The 20,400-nt window shown below is 68.3% G+C and carries 18 protein-coding genes; 11 read left to right on the plus strand and 7 right to left on the minus strand.

The genetic code is table 11. The annotated features are described in order from the left end of the window. Window positions 1-343: 343 nt before the first annotated feature. Both JHC79_RS16985 and JHC79_RS16990 read right to left on the minus strand, forming a co-directional pair. Complete coding sequence (locus JHC79_RS16985) at window positions 344-670, minus strand: GNAT family N-acetyltransferase (protein ID WP_296392937.1); 327 nt, start codon at window positions 668-670, stop codon at window positions 344-346. 55 nt (window positions 671-725) lie between these two features. After that, a complete protein-coding gene (locus JHC79_RS16990) occupies window positions 726-1,472 on the minus strand; it encodes a phosphoglyceromutase (RefSeq protein WP_296392939.1) in 747 nt (248 codons plus the stop codon). A gap of 147 nt (window positions 1,473-1,619) precedes the next feature. On the opposite strand from JHC79_RS16990, the gene JHC79_RS16995 reads away from it, so the two are divergent. From JHC79_RS16995 to JHC79_RS17010, 4 genes are all read left to right on the plus strand, one after another. Continuing rightward, window positions 1,620-2,990 (plus strand): cytosine permease, encoded by a 1,371-nt coding sequence (locus JHC79_RS16995; RefSeq protein ID WP_296392971.1) that lies wholly within the window; start codon window positions 1,620-1,622, stop codon window positions 2,988-2,990. Window positions 2,991-3,010: 20 nt separating this feature from the next. After that, window positions 3,011-3,439 (plus strand): nucleoside deaminase, encoded by a 429-nt coding sequence (locus JHC79_RS17000; RefSeq protein ID WP_188490469.1) that lies wholly within the window; start codon window positions 3,011-3,013, stop codon window positions 3,437-3,439. Between the two features lie 102 nt (window positions 3,440-3,541). Further along, window positions 3,542-5,095, plus strand: a complete 1,554-nt coding sequence (locus JHC79_RS17005) for an MFS transporter (protein WP_296392942.1) — start codon at window positions 3,542-3,544, stop codon at window positions 5,093-5,095. 60 nt (window positions 5,096-5,155) lie between these two features. Continuing rightward, entirely contained in the window at window positions 5,156-6,583 is a 1,428-nt protein-coding gene (locus JHC79_RS17010; RefSeq protein WP_296392944.1) for an MFS transporter, read from the plus strand. A gap of 1 nt (window position 6,584) precedes the next feature. Here JHC79_RS17010 and JHC79_RS17015 read toward each other — a convergent pair whose 3' ends face one another. From JHC79_RS17015 to JHC79_RS17030, 4 genes are all read right to left on the minus strand, one after another. Next, window positions 6,585-8,201 carry a 4-coumarate--CoA ligase family protein gene (locus JHC79_RS17015; protein WP_296392945.1) on the minus strand — a complete coding sequence of 539 codons (1,617 nt, stop codon included), beginning with the start codon at window positions 8,199-8,201 and terminating at the stop codon, window positions 6,585-6,587. 98 nt (window positions 8,202-8,299) lie between these two features. After that, window positions 8,300-8,935: a YbjN domain-containing protein gene (locus tag JHC79_RS17020; protein ID WP_296392947.1), complete on the minus strand. Its 636-nt coding sequence runs from the start codon at window positions 8,933-8,935 to the stop codon at window positions 8,300-8,302. Beyond that, window positions 8,932-10,275, minus strand: coding sequence for a D-inositol-3-phosphate glycosyltransferase (gene mshA, locus JHC79_RS17025; RefSeq protein ID WP_296392950.1), 1,344 nt, complete (start codon window positions 10,273-10,275; stop codon window positions 8,932-8,934). The genes JHC79_RS17020 and mshA overlap by 4 nt, the downstream gene beginning before the upstream one ends. Beyond that, entirely contained in the window at window positions 10,272-11,210 is a 939-nt protein-coding gene (locus JHC79_RS17030) for an alpha/beta hydrolase (RefSeq protein WP_296392952.1), read from the minus strand. The genes mshA and JHC79_RS17030 overlap by 4 nt, the downstream gene beginning before the upstream one ends. A 139-nt stretch (window positions 11,211-11,349) precedes the next feature. Between JHC79_RS17030 and JHC79_RS17035 the strand changes: the two genes are divergently transcribed. The 7 genes from JHC79_RS17035 (at window position 11,350) to JHC79_RS17065 (ending at window position 19,239) form a co-directional block, all read left to right on the plus strand. Further along, on the plus strand, window positions 11,350-12,318 hold the full coding sequence (locus JHC79_RS17035; RefSeq protein ID WP_296392954.1) for a pirin family protein: 969 nt from the start codon (window positions 11,350-11,352) through the stop codon (window positions 12,316-12,318). A 43-nt stretch (window positions 12,319-12,361) separates the two neighbouring features. Continuing rightward, the gene (locus JHC79_RS17040; protein WP_296392956.1) at window positions 12,362-13,588 is read left to right on the plus strand and encodes a cytochrome P450; all 1,227 of its coding nucleotides are present in this window, start codon (window positions 12,362-12,364) and stop codon (window positions 13,586-13,588) included. After that, a complete protein-coding gene (locus tag JHC79_RS17045; protein WP_296392958.1) occupies window positions 13,585-14,184 on the plus strand; it encodes a TetR/AcrR family transcriptional regulator in 600 nt (199 codons plus the stop codon). The genes JHC79_RS17040 and JHC79_RS17045 overlap by 4 nt, the downstream gene beginning before the upstream one ends. Before the next feature lie 114 nt (window positions 14,185-14,298). Further along, window positions 14,299-16,509 carry a bifunctional SulP family inorganic anion transporter/carbonic anhydrase gene (locus JHC79_RS17050; RefSeq protein WP_296392960.1) on the plus strand — a complete coding sequence of 737 codons (2,211 nt, stop codon included), beginning with the start codon at window positions 14,299-14,301 and terminating at the stop codon, window positions 16,507-16,509. 103 nt (window positions 16,510-16,612) lie between these two features. Then, the gene (locus JHC79_RS17055) at window positions 16,613-17,533 is read left to right on the plus strand and encodes a zinc ABC transporter substrate-binding protein (RefSeq protein ID WP_296392962.1); all 921 of its coding nucleotides are present in this window, start codon (window positions 16,613-16,615) and stop codon (window positions 17,531-17,533) included. 9 nt (window positions 17,534-17,542) lie between these two features. Then, complete coding sequence (locus tag JHC79_RS17060; RefSeq protein ID WP_296392964.1) at window positions 17,543-18,379, plus strand: metal ABC transporter ATP-binding protein; 837 nt, start codon at window positions 17,543-17,545, stop codon at window positions 18,377-18,379. After that, the gene (locus JHC79_RS17065) at window positions 18,376-19,239 is read left to right on the plus strand and encodes a metal ABC transporter permease (protein WP_296392966.1); all 864 of its coding nucleotides are present in this window, start codon (window positions 18,376-18,378) and stop codon (window positions 19,237-19,239) included. The genes JHC79_RS17060 and JHC79_RS17065 overlap by 4 nt, the downstream gene beginning before the upstream one ends. Here the strand turns inward: JHC79_RS17065 and JHC79_RS17070 are convergent. Further along, a complete protein-coding gene (locus JHC79_RS17070) occupies window positions 19,209-20,267 on the minus strand; it encodes a cation diffusion facilitator family transporter (protein ID WP_296392968.1) in 1,059 nt (352 codons plus the stop codon). The genes JHC79_RS17065 and JHC79_RS17070 overlap by 31 nt on opposite strands. Window positions 20,268-20,400: the final 133 nt, after the last annotated feature.

Here is a 20,400-nt window from a genome sequence, read left to right on the forward strand (position 1 = left end):
GTGCGGGGCGCGGGGGTGGTCGTGGCCCGCAGGATCTCGGGGGATCGGACCGTCGGACCGGTCGTCCGTCTACCGAGCAGCCATCCGACGATCCCGGCGATCCCGATCAGCACCACGACTCCGGCGACGATCACAGCGGTCACGCGGTCAGCCTACGGTCGCCGAGCCCGGAGTCGGTGACATCCAGGTCCGGGAGCTTACGGTTGGCTGAACACGACACTGGGCAAGAATGCTTGTTGGCGACCGCCGTAACAAGCCAGGTCTGCCTTGTTGGGGTGGAGTTCACCGCGATTTCTCCCGTTCGCCCTCGCGCCCGGGCCGGCGGTGACCCGCGACACGCTGCTCAGCGGCTGATCTGGACCACCATCGACGCATACGCCGGGTTCTCGTCGACGAAATTCGCCACGAACGGACAGACCGGGACGACCGGTTTGTGGGTGGGGGCGATGTCGTCGAGCACGTGGCGAACGAGCTGCCCGCCGTACCCCTGGCCGCTGAAGCGGTCCGCGATCACCGTGTGGGTGATGACCACCTGTTCGATCTCGTCGACGTAGTCGAGGTAGCCGATGTACTCGTCACCGAGATACGCCTCGTAGCGTTCCTGGGGCCGCGAGTGCTTGACACGGACCCGCGAGGAGGCGACGTTCTCCGAAAGTGTGTCCTGGGCCATATCCCAGGATAGCGCCGCGAATCCGGACATGCACCCGGTTCGACGGCGGTCGGGCCTACTTCTTCTCGCCCTGCGCGGCGACCGCGGCGGCGCCGGCCTCGGCGGCCTCCGGGTCGAGGTAGGCGCCCTCGCCGATCGGCATCAGATCGTCGCCGAGGTCGTAGCGACGCGGGTTGCCGGTGGGGATGTTCAGCCCGGCGATGTCGGTGTCGGAGATCTGCTCGAGGTGCTTGACGAGCGCGCGCAACGAGTTGCCGTGCGCCGCGATCAGCACGGTCTTGCCCGCGCGCAGATCCTGCGCGATGACCTCGGTGAAATACGGGATCATCCGTTCGACGACGTCCTTGAGGCACTCGGTCAGCGGCACCGCGTCGAGGTCGGCGTAGCGGGGGTCGTCGGACTGGCTGTACTCGGCGTCTTTCTCGATGGCCGGCGGCGGAACGTCGTAACTGCGGCGCCAGAGCATGAACTGCTCGTCGCCGAACTTCTCCTTGGTGGCCGCCTTGTCGAGGCCCTGCAACGCGCCGTAGTGCCGCTCGTTGATGCGCCAGTCGCGGACCACCGGGATCCAGTGCCGGTCGGCCACGTCGAGCGCGATCTGCGCAGTCGCGATGGCCCGGCGCAGCAGCGATGTGTAGAGGACGTCGGGCAGCAGGTCGTGCTCCACGAGCAACTCCCCCGCACGCCTGGCCTCGGCCCGTCCCTTGTCGGTCAGATCGACGTCGACCCAGCCGGTGAACTGGTTGGACTCGTTCCAGGTGCTCTCGCCGTGCCGCATCAGGATCAGGGTTCCGGTAGCCATGCGATGAGTTTTCCACATCGCGTCGCATGCGCCCGGTGACAAGGCTGTTAATTGCGGTCGCATCCGTTGCCGTGCCGCGCGCGGCGGTGGACAGTTCTGTGGATGAGCATCACCGAGGACTCCCCATCCGGCACGAATGCCGGCGAGATGAACACGGCCGCACTCACCTACGGCGACAAGGTGATCGCGGTCGAACCGGGCGGAAACGAGCCCATCCCGCCGGATGCCCGACACGGCGGACCGATGTCGCTGTTCTGGACGTGGACGTCGCCGAACATGGAGTTCGCGACCATCTACGTCGGCGTCATCGCGGTGCTGTTCTTCGGTCAGACCCTCTGGCAGGCCATCGCGGCGGTGCTGATCGGCAACGCCCTGGGCGCGCTGAGTCATGGCCTGCTGACCGCACGCGGCCCGTCACTCGGTGTCCCGCAGATGATCATCTCGCGGCTGTCGTTCGGGTACTTCGGCAACATCGTCCCCGCCACCCTGATGTCGGTGATGAGCGGCGTCGGCTGGTTCGCCACCAACAGCGTCAGCGGTGCCTTCGCCGTGAACACGCTGACCGGGCTGCCGAAGGTGCCGTCGTTGCTGATCGTCGTGGTCGTGCAGCTGGCCATCGGCTTCCTCGGCCACAACATGATCCACGCGTTCGAGAAGTACGCGTTTCCGGTCCTGACGGTCATCTTCGTGGTCGTCGGGATCGTGATGTTCACCAAGACCGATCCCGGTGGTGCCGCCGGTGGCGGGGGCATCGGCGGCTTCCTCATCACCCTCGGTGCGGCCTTCGGCTACACCGCGGGCTGGAACCCGTACGCGACCGACTACAGCCGCTATCTGCCGACGACGGTGTCGGGATGGGCCGCGGGCGGATGCGCGGCCGCGGGCCTGTTCTGGTCGACGTCGTTCGGCATGATCGTCGGCGCCGCGTCGGCGACCATCGCGAACCCCGACGACGCCAACCCGACCCACCAGTTCACCGTGCATCTGCCCGGCGCGATGTCGGATCTGTTCCTGATCGCGATCGTGCTGGGATCCATCTCGGCCAACGCGGTCAACGTCTACTCCGCGGGCATGGCCTTCACGACCATCGGAATCAAGACGAAGAAGAACCTCGAACGAGGGCTGGCCGCGGTTCTGTTCGGGGTGCTCGGGTTCTTCGTCGCGTGGTGGGCACTGCGGGACGCGGCCGCGTCCTACGAGGCATTCCTGCTGATCATCGCCTACTGGATCGGTCCGTGGTTGGGCGTCGTGTTCGTCGACCAGTACCTGCGCCGCGGCACCGCGTTCGCAGACCTCTTCTACCGCCGTACGTTCACCAACTGGCCCGGCCTGGCCTCCTTCGTGATCGGCACGGTCGCGTCGATCCTGCTGTTCTCGAACCAGGCGAAGTTCTCCGGTTATCTCGTCCGTGAGTTCCCCGACCTCGGCGACATCACCTTCTTCGCCGGCTTCGTCTTCTCGGCCGGTCTGTACGCGGCACTGTCGGCCCGGCGGCGACGTGCGACGGTGGCGTCATGACGTCGTCGATCACCACGGCCATGCTCGACATCGCGGTGGAGCAGGCGCGGATCGGCCGGGACGAGGGTGGGGTGCCCATCGGCGCCGCCCTGTTCGGCCCGGACGGCGCGGTCCTCGGCCGCGGGCGCAATCGTCGGGTCCAGCACGACGACCCGTCGGTCCACGGTGAGACCGACGCCTTCCGCGCCGCCGGCCGGCAGCGCAGCTACCGCGACACGACGATGGTCACCACCCTCTCGCCGTGTTGGTACTGCAGCGGCCTGGTCCGGCAGTTCGGGATCGGCACCCTCATCATCGGCGAGGCCCGGACCTTCCAGGGCGGTCACGACTGGCTCATCGAGCACGGCGTCGACGTCGTCATCCTCGACGACCCCCGCTGCATCGACCTGATGACCGCGTTCATCGCCGAGCGACCGGAGGTGTGGAACGAGGACATCGGCGAGGAGTGAGAATCCGCCGTTTATTCCCGGTTGTCCGAGATGTCGGGATGTAGATGTCGTCACACGCAATTGGATTGATTGCGCATCGCCACTACGTGCATGATGCAAGTAATGAGTACTTTACGCCTGGAACCGAAGCGCAAGCCGTCGCCGACGCTGCTGATCGCGGTGCTGTGCTTCGGCGGCCTGCTGGCCTCCTACATGCAGACCCTCGTCGTCCCCATCGTGGGCAAGCTGCCGGAGTATCTGAACACCAGCAGCGACAACGCCTCCTGGGTCATCACCTCCACGCTGCTCGCCGCCGCGGTGGTCATGCCGATCGCCGGACGCATCGCCGACATGTTCGGCAAGCGCTCGGTGATCCTCGGCTGCATCTCGCTGATGGTCATCGGTTCGATCGTCAGCGCCGTCTTCGACTCGCTGATCCCCGTCGTCATCGGACGCGGACTCCAGGGCATGGCCATGGGTGTCATCCCGGTCGGCATCAGCCTGCTGCGCGACGAGCTGCCGCCGTCGAAGATCGCCGGCGCCATCGCGACGATGAGCGCGACCCTCGGCGTCGGTGGCGCGATCGGCCTGCCCGTCGCCGCGTGGATCTCACAGAACTACAGCTGGCACGTCCTGTTCTGGACATCGGCGGCGTTGGCATCGGTCGTGTTCATCCTCGTGCTGACGCTGGTGCAGGAGTCCCCGGCCCGCTCGGGGGGCACGTTCGACGGGATCGGCGCCATCGGTCTGACCATCGCGCTCGTGTGCCTGCTGCTGGCCCTGAGCAAGGGCCGGTCGTGGGGCTGGACCAGCGGACTGACGCTGGGCATGGTCGCCGCCGGCCTGGTGGTCTTCGCAGCGTGGGTCGTCTACGAGCTGCGGACCAGCTCGCCGATGGTCAACATCCGGGTGTCGATCGGCAGGCGGGTCTTGTTCACCAACATCGTGTCGGTGGTCATCGGCTTCGCCCTCATGGGCATCAGCCTCGCGTCGCCGCAGCTGCTCCAGCTCCCCAACATCCCCGGCGCCCTCGACTACGGCATGGGCCGCAGCATCATCGAGGCCGGTCTGTGGATGGCGCCGGGCGGACTGATGATGATGTTCCTGTCCCCCGTCTCCGCTCGGCTCAACGTCAACATCGGCCCGAAGTTCACCCTGATGATCGGCACCATCGTCATCGGCCTGGGCTACCTGTTGGCAGTGTTCGAGGCGGCGCAGCCGTGGCAGATCGCCCTGGCCGTGATGGTCACCAGCTCGGGCGTGGGTATCGCCTACTCGGCGATGCCGTCGCTGATCATGTCGGCGGTGCCGCTGAGCGAGACCGCATCGGCCAACGGCCTGAACTCGCTGATGCGATCCATCGGTACGGCCATCGCCTCGGCTCTGCTGGCTACGATCCTGGCCAGCTCGACCGTCGACATCGGCGCCACCAGCGTCCCCGACAAGTCGGCCTTCCAGCTCGTGTTCATCGTCGGTGCCATCGCGTCCGCGGTCGCCGTCGCCCTGATCCTGCTGATCCCCGGCGACAACAAGAACGCGATCCCCGGGGCCCAGCCCGTCGACCTGCCCGAGAACAAGGACGACCCGACCGAGTCCATCGCCGACGAGATCGCCGACGGCGAGCTCACCGTGAACGGCTCCGTCAACTACGGGAAGCACGCCGCCCCCGTCCGCTGACCGGCACCGTACGACCGTCTCGAATTGCCACCGATCACTCGATCGGTAACGATGACGCTCGTGAACAGACCGGCGATCATGGTTGCGGCGTTGTGCTTCGCGGGTGCGGTCTCCTCGTACTCGCAGAGCGTCATCCTGTTGCCGATCGTCGGTCGGTTGCCCGACTACCTCGACACCAGCCGCGACAACGCTTCCTGGGTGATCACCGCGACCCTGCTGGTGGCGGTCGTCGCGTTGCCGACCGGCGGGCGTCTGGCCGACCTCTTCGGCAAGCGCCGGGTCATCACCGTCGCGCTCTCGACGCTGCTGGTCGGGTCGATCGTCTGCGCGCTGTCGGACTCGCTGGCACCGCTGCTCGTCGGCCGGGCGCTGCAGGGGGTCACCCTGGTCGTGATCCCGGTCGGCGTCAGCCTGCTGCGTGACATCCTGCCCGCCGAGCGGGTACCCGGCGCGATCGCCACGATGGGTGCCTCCCTGGGACTCGGTGGCGCCGTGGGACTCCCGATCGCGGCCTGGATCCCGCAGCACTACGACTGGCACGTGCTGTTCTGGGTGTCGACCGGCCTCGCCGCGCTCGCCCTGACACTGGTGTCGACCCGCATCCCGGAATCACCGCTGCGGGCGAAGGGCACCGTCGACGTCATCGGGACCATCGGTCTCGCCGTGGGATTGACCGCCCTGCTGCTGGTGATCAGCAAGGGGCGGGTCTGGGGCTGGACCGGCGGCGTCACCATCGGCCTCGCCGTCACGTGCGTGGTGGCCCTGATCGCCTGGGCGACATACGAACTGAGGTGCTCCTCACCGCTGGTGAACCTTCGCCTGGCGGCCCGACCGGTCATCCTGGCGACCAATCTGGTGTCGATCCTCATCGGCTTCACACTGCTGGGGATGCTGCTGGTGTCGCCGTACCTGATGCAGCTCCCCCGCATCCCGGGACTCGCCGAGCACGGGATGGGGCAGTCGGTGGTGGCGGCCGGATTGTGGGTTGCCCCGGCCGGTTTCGCGATGCTCGCGATGTCGCCGGTCTCGGCGCGGCTGACGAGGTCGATCGGCCCGAAGGCGACGCTGTTGACCGGCACCGCGGTGATGGGTTCGGGCTACCTGTTCGTGGTGATCTGGATGAACGCGCCATGGCAGATCATGACCGGCGTGACGATCACGTTCGCCGGGCTGGGCATCGCCTACGCCGCGATGCTGGGTCTGATCATGGCGTCGGTGCCGGTGGGTGAGACCGCCGCGGCCAACGGCCTGAACTCGTTGATGCGGTCGATCGGTACATCGACGGCGTCCGCGGTGACCGTCGCGGTGCTCGCGGCCTCGACGGTGACGGTGGGCGGGCGGACGTTCCCCACCCGCGAGGCGTTCGAGCTGGTCTATCTCATCGGGGTCGTCGCCGCGGCGATCGGCGTCGTGCTGATCACCCTGATCCCGGGCCGACGCACGGCCCCGACCACACGGGGTCGGGTGCCGGCGCCGGTCACTCGGTAGATCAGACCTTCGCGCGCAGATCCTTGCGCAGGATCTTGCCCGCCGCCGACTTCGGGATCTCGTCGATGAACTCCACCTGACGAACCTTCTTGTACGGCGCGACCTTTCCGGCCACGAACTCCATCACCGCGTCGGCGCTGATGTCGGTGCCGGACTGCTTCACCACGAACGCCTTGGGGATCTCCTCCCCGGACTCCTCATCGATCACACCGACCACGGCGGCGTCGGCGATGTCGGGGTGGCTGAGCAGCAGGGCCTCGAGCTCGGCGGGAGGCACCTGGTAGCCCTTGTACTTGATCAGCTCCTTGAGCCGGTCGACGATGAACACACAGCCGGTCGGGTCGACCTGCGCCAGGTCACCGGTGTGCAGGAAGCCGTCGGAGTCGATCGTCTCGGCGGTCGCCTTGTCGTTGTTGAGGTAGCCGGCCATCACGTTGGGTCCGCGGAACCACAGCTCACCGGTCTCGCTCAATCCCTCTGTGGGCAGCTCGATCTCGTCACCGGTCGCGGGATCGACGAGCTTGCTCTCCGAGTTCGGCAGCGTCCAGCCCGACGAGCTGAGCTTCGCGTTCTCACCGTCGAGGAGCGCCTGCCCGCCGTCGAACGGGATGACATGGCTGACCGGGCTGAGCTCGCTCATCCCGTAGCCCTGCACCATGCGGCAACCGATTCGCTTCTCCACCGCGTGCCCGAGCTCGGCGTCGAGAGGCGCGGCACCCGACATGATCGTGTGGATCGACGACAGGTCGTAGGAGTCGACCAGCGGGTGCTTGGCCAACGCGACGGCGACCGGAGGCGCGATGAAGCCGTAGCTGCACTTGTAGTTCTGGATGTTCTCCAGGAACTCGGTCAGGTCGAAACGCGGCATGACCACCAGGTGCGCGCGGGCGTGCAGCGCGGCGTTGAGCAGGACCGTCATCCCGTAGATGTGGAAGAAGGGCAGGATCGCAAGGATCGCGTCGTCGGCCTGCATCCCCTGCAGCGGGCGGATCTGGCACACGTTGGACACCAGGTTGCGATGGGTCAGCATCACGCCCTTGGGGTTCGCGGTGGTGCCCGAGCTGTACGGCAGGACCGCGAGATGCGTCGACGGATCGAAGCTCACCTCGGGCGCCGCGTTGCCCTCGCCGAGCAGCTCGGCGGCGTTCGGGTGACCGGTCGCCTCGAGACCCTCGCCGTCGAGGACGATCAGGTGATCGGCCGCGAGACCGAGCTTGTCGATCGCCTCCTTCGCCCCGGGCGCCAGCGCGCCGACGGTCACCAGCATGGTGGCCTTCGCGTCGGTGAGCTGCTTGGCGATGTCGTTCGGGGTGAACAGCGCGTTGATCGTCGTCGCGGTGGCGCCCGACCGCAGGATGCCGTGGAACGCGATCGCGAAGGCCGACGAGTTCGGCGAGAGGAGACCCACGACATCGCCGACGCCGATGCCGCGCTTGGCCAGCGCGCCCGCGAACAGGTCGATCTTCGTGATCAGGTCGCGGTAGGTGGTGACGTCACCGGGCTTGGCGTCGATGAGCGCGGGCCGATCGAGGTCGGACTCCTCGATCCCACCGAAGAGGTAGTCGTACACACTCGCATCGGGGATCGAAACCTCGGGGTGTGGACTCGCGAAACTCATGGAACCTCCGTTGGTCGCCGCACTGTCGTTTCAGTGACGTGGGTCCCAGAATATCGCGTGCCCGATTCGGCTGGACACGAACGGAGCCGACCGTGAGGTCAGTCGTCGGTGACCGGGCCGTCCGACGGGGACGACTCGGCCAGTTCGGCGACGGTCTGCGACGGCTTCTCCGGCTTGATGGTCGGCAGCGTCTCCTCGTCGATCAGGTGCTCGAACGCCAACAGGTTCTTCAACGACTCCCCGCGCGAGACCCGCCACGCCCACTCGCGTCGGATCGAGGTGTAGAAGCCGATCTCCAGCAGCGTGTTGAAGTCGCCGTCGGCGGCCTCGAGCACCTGCCCCAGGACCCGGTCGAGTTCGTCGGCGGTGACCGACTCGGCCGACATCCGACCGATGAGGTAGATGTCGCCGACGTTGTCGATCGTGTACGCGACGCCGTAGAGCCGCCGGTTACGCTTGAGCAGGTAGCGGTAGACGCCCTCGTGGTTCTCGTCGGGGCGGCGGCAGACGAACGCCTCGATCCGCAGTCCCGGTTTGCCCACGGTGAGCAGGACGTTGGTCTTGAGCTTGCGCTCACCGGGCAGTTCGACGAGCAGGTGTTCGGTGTCGGCTCCGCCGGAGTTCTTGAGCGTGTAGAGCACGCCGCGGTCGAGCAGCGCCTTCTGGATTGCGTCGGACTGCTCGACGATGCCGGGCGGGCGCCTCTCGGCGGTCCGGTTGCCTTCTCGGTTCATGCGCGTACTCCTGACCGGCGACGTCCCCATCGCCGTGTTGTCCTGCCTGTCTGCGCAGTCGTCGGCACCGGTGTCGGCCGATCGGCGCGCGCACCACTCGCGATGTCGAACGACACCAGCGCGCGGTGGTAACTCTCCAGCAGTTGGTCTGCGGTGTGGTCCCACGAGAACTTTCGCGCGTGCACGGCCGCGGCCGCACCCATCCGCGCGAGGCGATCGGGATCGGACAGGGCGTCGCGCAGCGCCGCGGTCCAGTCGTCGATCCGGTGCCCGGCCACCAACATGCCGGTCGTCCCGTCGGCGACCGCGACGCCGAGTCCCCCGACGTCGGCGGCGAGGACAGGCACCCCACTGGCCTGGGCCTCGATGGCCACCAGACCGAAGCTCTCCGAATAGCTGGGCACGACAACGAGATCCGACGCGCGGTAGACCTGGGCGAGACGTTCGGGTCGCTGCGGCGGCAGGAAGGTCACGGCGTCGGCGATGCCGAGTTCCCGGGCGAGGTCGATCAGCGACGTCGGACGCGCCAGCCCCGTGCCCGACGGTCCCCCGACGACCAGCACCCGCACCGGACGACCGGTCCCCCGCGCCGCGTCGATGACCGGAGCCGCAGCCCGGATCAACACGTCGGGCGCCTTGAGCGGTTGGATGCGACCGACGAAGGTCAGCACCGTCTCGTCGGGGGCCAGCCCGAGTTCGGCACGGGCGTCGGCCCGCGATCCCGGGTGGTAGGTGTCGAGATCGGCGCCGGGGGTGGCCACGTCGACGCGGGCCGGGTCGGCGTTGTGGATCGAGATCAGCTGCGCCGCTTCGGCATCGGTGTTGGCGACCAGGCGATCCGCCTCGTCGACGACCTGCTGCTCACCGACCTGTCGCAGCGCGGGCTCGGCCTCGTCCCCATCGGCCAGCGAGGCGTTCTTCACCGCGGCGAGGGTGTGCGCGGTGTGCACGAGGGGAACGCCCCAGCGGTCGCGGGCGAGCCAGCCGACCTGGCCGGAGAGCCAGTAGTGCGAGTGGACGAGGTCGTAGTGACCGGGCGGGTACATGGCCTCGACGCGCAGCACCCCGGCGGCGAAAGCACAGAGCTGCGTGGGCAGATCGCGTTTGTCGAGGCCCTCGAACGGACCCGCGACCACGTTGCGCACCAGCACCCCGTCGGCCGCGGAGACCGACGGCTCGTCGGCCGACGACGTCGCGCGGGTGAAGATCTCCACCTCGATGCCCCGTTCGGCGAGCTTCAGCGCCGTCTGCCACACGTAGACGTTCATACCGCCGGCGTCACCGGTGCCGGGCTGCGCGAGCGGCGAGGTGTGCACCGAGATCAGCGCGACCCTTTTCATGCACGAACCCCCAGGCCGACGACGAATTCCGTGACCTGGTCGGCGAACGCCTCGGGGTCCTCGACGAACGGGGCGTGTCCCGCACCATCCCAGTAGAGGGCTCGGACGTCGGAGATCAGCGACTCCGCGTGCCGAGCGGCGGAGACATCGACGACCTGGTCGTCGGTGCCGTGCACGATCAGCACCGGCATCGGCAGCTCGCGCAGGAGCTGGTCGTAGGACGCCTCCCGGGCGAACAGACCCGCCCGGGCCTCGGGAGCGGTGGCGAGCGAGGTCCCGAAGAACTGCTGTCCGAGTGCACCGAGATCCGGTCGGTCGGCGGGCACCAGCGCGGAGCCGAACGACCCGAGCGCGCGGATCGCGGTACGCGGATCGGTCGAGCACGCATCGGGCAGCGCGGCCCGCATGGCCGAGCCGACCCGACCGCCCGCCTGCCCGCGGCCCAGCGAGGTGATGGCGCCGACGAGGACGATGCCGCGGATCGAGCCCACCGCATCACCTCGGGTGATCAGATCGGCGACGTGGTCACACGCCACCAGACCGCCATAGGACCATCCCGCGAGGACGAGTCCGCCCGAGCCGACCGCGGGATCGTCGAAGGCAGACGTCGTCACCGAGGACTCGGCCGCGATCACCGCGGCGATGTCGCCGGCGAAGTCGACCGCAGAGTAGTTGGCGCCGGCGGCGGCGTTCGGCCCGGAGTTCTGCGCAGGCACCCCCGACGCGCCATGGCCGCGCAGATCGACGGCGATCACCCGGTGGTCGCGGGCCAACGACTCGAGCAGCGGTGTCCCCCAGCTCGCGCCGGACTGCGCCCAGCCGTGGATGAGCAGGAGGGTGGGACGCCCCGCATCGGCCGAGAGGTGCGGAGCACTGACCCGGTATGCGATCTCGACATCGCCCGGGCCTGCCGTCGAACGCAATCGATAGGGCATGCACCCCACCATATCCGTGCGGTGAACGCTGCCGTCGCCGCAGATGGCGCGGGTGGCCGGAGATGTCCGGAATTAATCGGACCGCGGTCCGGTTAGAGTGGACATCAGATCGACCGAGACCGACTCCCAGGAGGACGAGATGCCTGCAGTGACCGCCGATACGTTGACATTGGACCGGATCGCCGAGGCCGGCCCGGCCGAGACCGAGCGCCCCGTGCGGTCGGTGACCACCGGCCCCCGCGGGTACGAGGGCGAGGGCTTCCCCGTGGTCCGCGCCTTCGCAGGCGTCAGCAAGACCGATCTCGACCCCTTCATCCACATGGACCAGATGGGCGAGGTCGACTACGAGCCCGGTGAGCCCAAGGGCACCAGCTGGCACCCGCACCGCGGATTCGAGACCGTCACCTACATCATCGACGGCCGCTTCCAGCACCAGGATTCACACGGCGGCGGTGGCCTGATCGCCGACGGCGCGACACAGTGGATGACCGCCGGCTCCGGGATCCTGCACATCGAGACCCCGCCCGCGGAACTGGTCGCCAGCGGCGGCGTGTTCCATGGCATCCAGCTGTGGGTGAACCTGCCGAAGTCGGAGAAGTTCTCGACGCCGGCGTACCAGTCCATCGAGGGTGGACAGGCGCGGCTGTTGTCCTCGTCCGACGGCGGTTCGCTCGTGCGGATCATCGCCGGTGACATCGGCGGGTTCTCCGGACCGGGCTCGACCCGCACCCCGATCACCATGGCGCACGCCACGATCGAACCGGGCGCGCAGCTGAACCTGCCGTGGAACCGGAAGTTCAACGCGCTCGTCTACGTGCTCTCCGGCGACGGAACCGTCGGACCGTTGCACAACCCGGTGTCCGGCGGACAGCTCGTCGTGCTCGGCCCCGGCGACCGGATCACCGTGTCGGCCGACGCGGCGCAGGACTCGAACCGTCCGGCGATGGAGGTGCTGCTGCTCGGCGGCCAGCCGATCCGCGAGCCGGTGTTCGCGTACGGACCGTTCGTGATGAACACCAAGGCCGAGGTCATCGAGGCGATCGAGGACTTCAACGCGGGCAAGTTCGGCGTCATCCCGCCGGACGCGCTCATGCCGCACACCGGTTAGATCCACCCTTGACACATCTGCTGATGTGTCTCACGATCGCTACATGACAGCGACTGTGTCGGCCGGACCGCACTTCACACTGCGGTCCGGTCCGACGTGGCGAGATCCGTTCGGCATGTATGCCGACCTGCGAACACACGATCCGGTGCATCACTCGAGGAGTGACGGTGCCGAGTTCTGGGTGCTCACGCGGCACCGTGACGTGATGACGGCTGCGGCCGACACCGCGACCTTCTCCTCGGCGGTCGGGCTGACGGTCAACCAGGGCGAACTCGAGGCGATCGGCCTCACCGACAACCCGCCGATGGTGATGCTCGACCCGCCGGACCACACCGCGTTCCGCCGGCTGGTGGCACGGGGCTTCACGCCTCGGCAGGTCGAATCGCTGGAGCCGGTGGTGCGGGACTTCGTCGTCGACCGCGTCGAACGCCTCCGCGATCTCGGAACCGGCGACATCGTGGCCGAGTTGTTCAAGCCACTGCCGTCGATGGTGGTCGCGCACTACCTCGGCGTACCGGAGTCCGACCGGGCGAGCTTCGACCGCTGGACCGACGCCGTCGTCGCCGCGGCCGCCTCCGACGGCGGGTTCGCCGACGCGAGCGCATCGGCCGGCGCGGCGATCATGGAGATGATGGCCTACTTCGATGGGTTGATCTCCCATCGTCGTGCCCATCCCGGTGACGACACCGTCTCGCAGCTGGTGGCGGCGGGCGTGGGCGCCGACGGTGACACCGCCGGCGTGCTGTCGATCCTGGCCTTCACGTTCACGATGGTGACCGGCGGCAACGACACCACGACCGGGATGCTCGGTGGCGCGGTGCAACTGCTACACGCCGAGAACACCCAACGCCGGATCCTCATCGACGACCCCACCGCGATCCGCCCCGCGATCGAGGAGTTCCTCCGACTCACCTCACCCGTGCAGGGTCTCGCCCGCACGACCACGCGGGAGGTGCGGTACCCGACGGCGACCATCCCGGCCGGGGCCAAGGTGCTGCTCTGTTACGGCGCGGCGAATCGGGACCACGACACCTACGGCGAGGACGCCGACGAACTCGACGTGACGCGGGACCCGCGCGGGATCCTGTCCTTCAGCCACGGCGCGCACCACTGCCTGGGCGCGGCCGCCGCACGCATGCAGGCACGCGTCGCGCTCACCGAACTCCTGCGCCGATGCCCGGATTTCGCTATCGACCCCGACACCGTCGAGTGGGCCGGCGGCAACTACGTCCGCCGTCCGACCACCGTCACCTTCCACGCCCGATCATGACTCCCGACACCGACTGGCTGCGCGACGAACGTTCCTCGGTGGCCAGGGACAAGCTGCTGGGTATCGCCGAGGAGTTGTTCTTCCGACACGGGGTCGCCGCGGTCACCATGCGCCAGATCGCCGACGCCGCCGGATGTTCCCGGGCGACGCTCTACCGGTACTTCCCCGGGCGCACCGACCTGCACCTCGCCTATGTCGACCGGTCCACCCGGGAGATCGCACGGACCATCGAGGAGAAGACCGCGGGCATCGCCCACCCGGCGGACCGCCTCACCGCGGCCGTGCTCGTCGCGGTCACCGGGGTCCGCGAGAATCCCGCCCTGATGGCGTGGTTCTCGCCCGATGCGGCCGCCGCCACCGGCGCCCTGGCGATGTCGTCGGAGATGATCGGCGCCGTGACCAGACGGTTCGTCGACCTGCTCGGCGGATCCGCCGACGGCCACGACGCCGAGTGGATCGTGCGGATCGTCGTGTCCTTCCTGATCGTGCCCGTCCCGGAGTCCGAGGTGGAGCACCTCGTACGGCGGTACCTGGTACCCGTGATCATCTCGTCCGACCCGGCCCGGAGTGGCCCGGATCACCGTCCGGTGCTGTGAATGCCCACATGGCGAGGTCGGGCCGATAGGAGTGCAGGCCAGACTTCAGTTCTTTTTTAACTCTTGGTAATCAATTTAAGGTCCCTTTAACATTCGCTGGCTAGGTTGGCCCGCATGCACATGCCAGCTGCACTGACATCGTTCAATGCCCGAGACGTCGTCCGCTACGACGTCCCCGCCTCCCTCGTGGTCTTCCTCGTCGCACTGCCGCTCTCGCTGGGTATCGCCATCGCATCCGGCGCGCCGGTGATGGCCGGACTGATCGCCGCGGTGATCGGCGGCATCGTCGCCGGGTCGCTGGGTGGCTCGCCGTTGCAGGTCAGCGGCCCCGCCGCGGGCCTGACGGTGGTGGTCGCCGAACTCATCGCCAACTTCGGCTGGAAGGTGACCTGCCTGATCACCGTCGGCGCCGGCGCACTGCAGATCGTGTTCGGCCTGAGCCGGATCGCGCAGGCAGCGTTGGGAATCGCCCCGGTCGTCGTCCACGCCATGCTCGCCGGAATCGGTATCACCATCGCGCTCCAGCAGGTACACGTCCTGCTCGGCGGACAGTCGCAGAGTTCGGCGATCGAGAACCTCACCGCGCTGCCGGGCTCGATCCTCGACATGCGTTGGGCCGATGTCCTGGTCGGCGGGCTCGTCGTCGTCGTGATGCTGACGTGGCCGATGCTGCCCGCGAAGGTCCGCAAGGTGCCCGGTCCGCTCGTCGCGATCGTCGGGGCCACCCTGCTCGCACTGCTCGCCGGGCTCAACGTCGACAAGATCTCGATCGACGGCAACTTCTTCGACGCCCTCGCGCTCCCCGAACTACCCAGTGGCAACTGGGGTGGCGTGATGCTGGGCATCCTCACCATCGCGTTGATCGCCAGCGTCGAGTCGCTGCTGTCCGCGGTCGCCGTCGACAAGATGCACACCGGGCCGCGCAGCGACTTCAACCGCGAGATGCTCGGCCAGGGCAGCGCGAACATGCTCTCCGGCATGGCCGGCGGACTGCCGGTCACCGGCGTCATCGTGCGCAGTTCCACCAACGTCGCGTCCGGCGCCCGCACCCGTGCGTCGGCGATCCTGCACGGTGTCTGGATCCTGATCTTCTCGGTGTTGCTCACCGCGCTCGTCGAGCAGATCCCGATGGCCGCGCTGGCCGGCCTGCTCGTCGTGATCGGAATCCAGCTGGTCAAGACCGCGCACATGAAGCTCGCACTGCGCACCGGCGACCTCTGGGTCTACGTGATCACCGTCCTGTCCGTGGTGTTCCTCAACCTGCTCGAGGGCGTCGGCATCGGCCTGGCGATCGCGGTCCTGATCGTCGTGTGGCGGGTGGTCCGCGCACAGATCACCTCCGAGCCGATCGGCACCGAGGCGTCCAAGCAGTGGCAGATCACGATCCACGGCTCGTTGAGCTTCCTGGCCCTGCCGCGACTGTCCAAGGCGCTCGGCAAGGTCCCGGCGCAGTCGCGCGTGACCATCAATCTCGACACCGACTTCCTCGACAACGCCGCCTCGGAGATGCTCGAGGACTGGAAGTGGGCCCACGAGGCCAACGGCGGAACCGTCGTGGTCGAGGAGATCGGTCAGGCCCGCCTGGCCGACGCCCCCAAGGCACCGCCGAAGCGTCACCCGGTGGCCACCAAGGCCCTCGGCCTCGCCCCCTGGAAGACGTGGCAGCACCGGCCCGACGCGGACGCCGATCCCGACGCCTCGCCGATCCTCCGCTCGATCAAGAGCGGCGTGCAGGAGTACCACCGGTCCAACGCCGACGCCCTGCTCGAGCACATGACCGACCTGTCCGACAGCCAGGATCCGGACTCGCTGTTCCTGACGTGCGCCGACTCTCGGGTGGTGCCCAACGTTATCACCGCAAGCGGTCCGGGCGACCTGTTCACCATCCGCAACATCGGAAACCTGGTGCCCACCGAGACCCACCAGGACACCTCGGTGGAGGCGGCGCTGGAGTTCGCGATCAACAATCTGGGCGTGTCGTCGATCGTCGTCTGCGGGCACTCCTCCTGCGGCGCGATGAAGGGGCTGCTCGCCGGTAGCGACGACGGCAGCGCGCTGAGCAGCTGGCTCGGCAACGCGGCCCCGTCGCTCGCCGCCTTCCGCAGCGGGCACCCGGCCGGTCGCAGTGCCGCCGAGGCCGGCTTCTGCGAGGCCGACCAGCTCGCCATCGTCAACGTGGCGATCCAGGTACAGACCCTGCAGCGCCATCCCCTGGTCGGACGGGCCATCGCCGACGGCACGCTGCGCGTGGCCGGGCTGTTCTTCGACATCTCCACCGCGAGGGTGATCGACGTCAGCAGCACCGGGGTGGCCGTCCCGACCTGATCCCCACCCGTCGAGTGGGCGGATGCGGACGTCGAGTGGGCGGCTGCGGACGACCAGTGGTCCGAGTTGGACGTGTTACCGACAACGGTTACCATTTGCGATTATGTCGCCGTCACGTCGTTCTCGCACACTGATCGCCCTCGCCGTCGTCACGCTCGGCGCCGCACCGCTCGCCGCCTGCGGTTCGTCGTCGACGTCGTCGGACTCCGGCCGCATCTCGGTCGTCGCCTCCACCGACGTCTGGGGTGCGGTCGCCGGGGCCGTCGCCGGCGACAAGGCCGACGTCTCCTCGCTCTACACCTCGCCCGACGGCGACCCGCACGAGTTCGAGGCGACGGCCCGTGACACCGCGAAGATCGCCGACGCCGGGGTCGTCGTGCTCAACGGCGCCGACTACGACCACTACATGGAGGAAGCCGAGAAGGGCCCCGACGCCGCGGTGGTCAGCGCGGACGACGTCTACAAGGGACTCAACCCCGACGCCTCCACCAAGGCCGGTGCGGTCAACGAACACTTCTTCTACAACCTGACCGTCGTCGCGGGCGTGGCCGACAAGATCGCCGACGCCCTTGCCGACAAGGCGCCCGACGACGCCGCGACCTTCCGGGCCAACGCGAGCGCGTTCACCGCGAAGATCGACGGACTGAAGACGCGACTGGCTCAGATCAAGGCCGCGCACAACGGCGCGAAGGTCGCGCAGACCGAACCACTGGCCGCCTACCTGCTGGCCGACGCCGGCCTGATCGACGCGACTCCCGAGGGGTTCACCGAGGCCGTGGAGTCCGGCCAGGACCCGGCCGCCGCCGACATCGCGACCACACAGGACCTGATCCGCGACAAGACCGTCACCGCGCTGCTCTACAACACCCAGGCCGTCGACGACATCACAAAGAACCTGCTCACCACCGCGGAGGGCAACCGGCTGCCGGTGGTCAAGCTGACCGAGACCCTGCCGTCCGGAGTCACCGACTACATCGCCTGGCAGACGGCTACTGTGGACGCGATCGCCACCGCCGTCAGCTAGGACGCCCCCATGCACGAACCTTCCACCGCGGTGGCCCCCGCGATCGAGATCAGAGGTGGCCGACTGTCTTTCGGCCCTCGGGTGCTGTGGAGCGACTTCGACCTCTCCGTGGCACCGGGCGAGTTCGTCGCCATCCTCGGCCCCAACGGGTCGGGCAAGACCTCGCTGCTGCGCACGCTGCTGGGCCAGTACCAGCTCGACGCGGGCGAGATCAGCATCGGCGGACAGGCGGGCACGAACAGGGCCTCGATCGGCTACATCCCGCAGCAACACCCGCACGACGAGGGCGTCCCGCTGCGCGGACGCGATCTGGTCGGGCTCGGCGTCGACGGTCGCAGCTGGGGCATCGGCTTCCGAAACCGCAAGCAGCGCAAGGCGAAGGTCGACCTCGCCATCGACCAGGTGGACGCGCGCGGGTTCGCCGACGCCCCTCTCGGTCTGCTCTCCGGCGGCGAACAGCAACGTCTCCGGGTCGCGCAGGCGCTGGCCGGCGACCCCGTCGTCCTGCTCTGCGACGAACCGCTGCTGAGTCTCGATCCCGCCAATCAGGCCCGCGTGGCCGCGCTCATCGATCGCCGTCGGCGATCGGCGGGTACGGCCGTGGTGTTCGTGACCCACGAGATCAACCCGGTCCTCCCCTACGTCGACCGCGTCGTCTATCTCGTCGACGGGCGGTTCCGGATCGGCACGACCGACGAGGTGATGAACTCGCAGACCCTCAGCGAGCTCTATCGCACCAAGGTCGACGTGCTGCGCGTGCGCGATCGCCTGGTGGTCGTCGGCGCCGACGAGGCCGCGTGCCACGGCGACCACGGACATTCCGCCATGGACGAGACCGCCCGATGAACGACCGCTCGTGGTCGGACTTCTTCGACTTCGCCACCACCAGCGATCTGCTGCAGCGCGACTTCGTCCAGCAGGCCCTGATCGCACTGATCCTGCTCGGCCTCCTCGGCGGACTGCTCGGACCGCTGGTGGTCTCGCGCCAGATGGCGTTCGCCGTGCACGGCACGGCCGAGCTCTCGTTCACCGGTGCCGCCGCAGCGCTTCTCGTCGGTGTCGGGGTGAACGTCGGCGGGGTGGTCGGGTCGATCATCGCCGCGGTCATCTTCGGACTGCTCGGGAACCGCGCACGCGACCGCGATTCGGTGATCGGCGTCGTGATGGCGTTCGGGCTCGGACTCGGCGTGCTGTTCATCGCGCTGTACGGACGGCCCGGGACCGGCTTCAATCTCCTTGCCGGACAGGTCGTCAGCGTCGGCACCCGGGGACTCACCGCGGTCGTCGTGACCACGGTGATCGTGGTGGTGGTCCTCGCGGTGATCTACCGACCGCTGATGTTCGCCAGCACCGACCCGCGCGTGGCCGAGGCCCTCGGGCTGCCCACCCGCACCCTCTCGGTCGTCTTCGCCGTCCTGCTCGGGGCGAGTGTGGCGCAGTGCGTCCAGATCATCGGCGCGCTGCTGGTGATGTCGCTCATCATCACCCCCGCGGCGGCAGCGGCGCGGATCACCTCGAACCCGGCGAAGGTCGTGCTCGCCTCGATCGTCTTCGCCGAGGTGGCCGGGGTCGGCGGCGTGATCCTCTCGCTCGCACCGGGCTTACCGGTGTCGGTGTTCGTGACCACCATCTCGTTCCTGATCTACGTCGTGTGCCGCCTCGTCGGCGGGCGTCGTCAACGAACCGCCGGTCGCGTCGCCGGGTAGGCGTGCACCAGCGCGCTGGTCACCCGGGGGACCCCGGCGATGAGGTCGGCCTCCGCCCGGTGGGCCAGTCGATGGGCGTCCACGAGGGAACTCGTCGTCGCGACATCCAGTTCGGCCTCCGCGTGCAGACAGTGCCCGATCCACCGCATCCGCACGCCGGTGACCGACTCGACTCCCGGGACCTGCGCGAGGATCTGTTCGGCCGATCCGACGATCGCAGGATCGACGCCGTCCATCAGGCGGCGGAACACATCTCGCGCCGCCGAGTACAGCACCATGAGGATCGCCGCGGTGATGACCAGCCCCACGATCGGGTCGGCGAGCGGGAACCCGAGCGCCGTACCCACCACACCGGCGATGACCGCGAGCGACGTGAACCCGTCGGTGCGGGCGTGCTTTCCGTCCGCGATCAGCGCGACCGAACCGATCTGCCTGCCGACCCGGATCCGGTACTGCGCCACCAGTTCGTTTCCGACGAAACCGATCACGCCCGCGGCGGCCACCCAACCGAGGTGTGACAGCGGCATCGGGTCGACGAGACGACGGATGGCCTCGTACCCGGCGATGATCGCCGACAGCAGGATCATCGCGATGACGAACAGCCCTGCGAGGTCCTCGGCGCGGCCGAACCCGTAGGTGTAGCGACGCGTCGGGGCGCGGCGCCCGATCACGAACGCGATCCAGATCGGAACCGCGGTCAGCGCATCGGAGAAGTTGTGGATCGTGTCCGCCAGCAGCGCAACCGATCCCGACAACAACGCCACAATCAGCTGCGCCACCGCGGTAACGAGCAACACGCCCATGCTGATCGCGACCGTCCGGATCCCGATCGAGCTCGACTCCATCGCCTCGTCGACCTTGTCGGCCGCATCGTGACTGTGCGGGGTGAGCGCGTGCGGGATCAGCGACCGCAGCCGCGACCGCGGGTGGTCATGGTGGTGACCGTGCGAGTGGTCGTGGTCGTGGTCGTGGTCGTGCGGATGATCGTGGTCGTGCAGGTGCGGATCCGTGTGCGTGTGTCTCGTCATGTGCCCGACCGCGCGTCCGGATCGGTGACGAGGCGGATCCCGTCCGCCTCATGGGCGTCGACCCGGTGGTGCCCGGGGGTTCCCGGACCTGAGTGCTCGGCGTTGAACACCGCGTCGAGCACCATCTGCTGGA

Source organism: Williamsia sp. (assembly GCF_016462415.1).
Taxonomy (GTDB): domain Bacteria; phylum Actinomycetota; class Actinomycetes; order Mycobacteriales; family Mycobacteriaceae; genus Williamsia_A.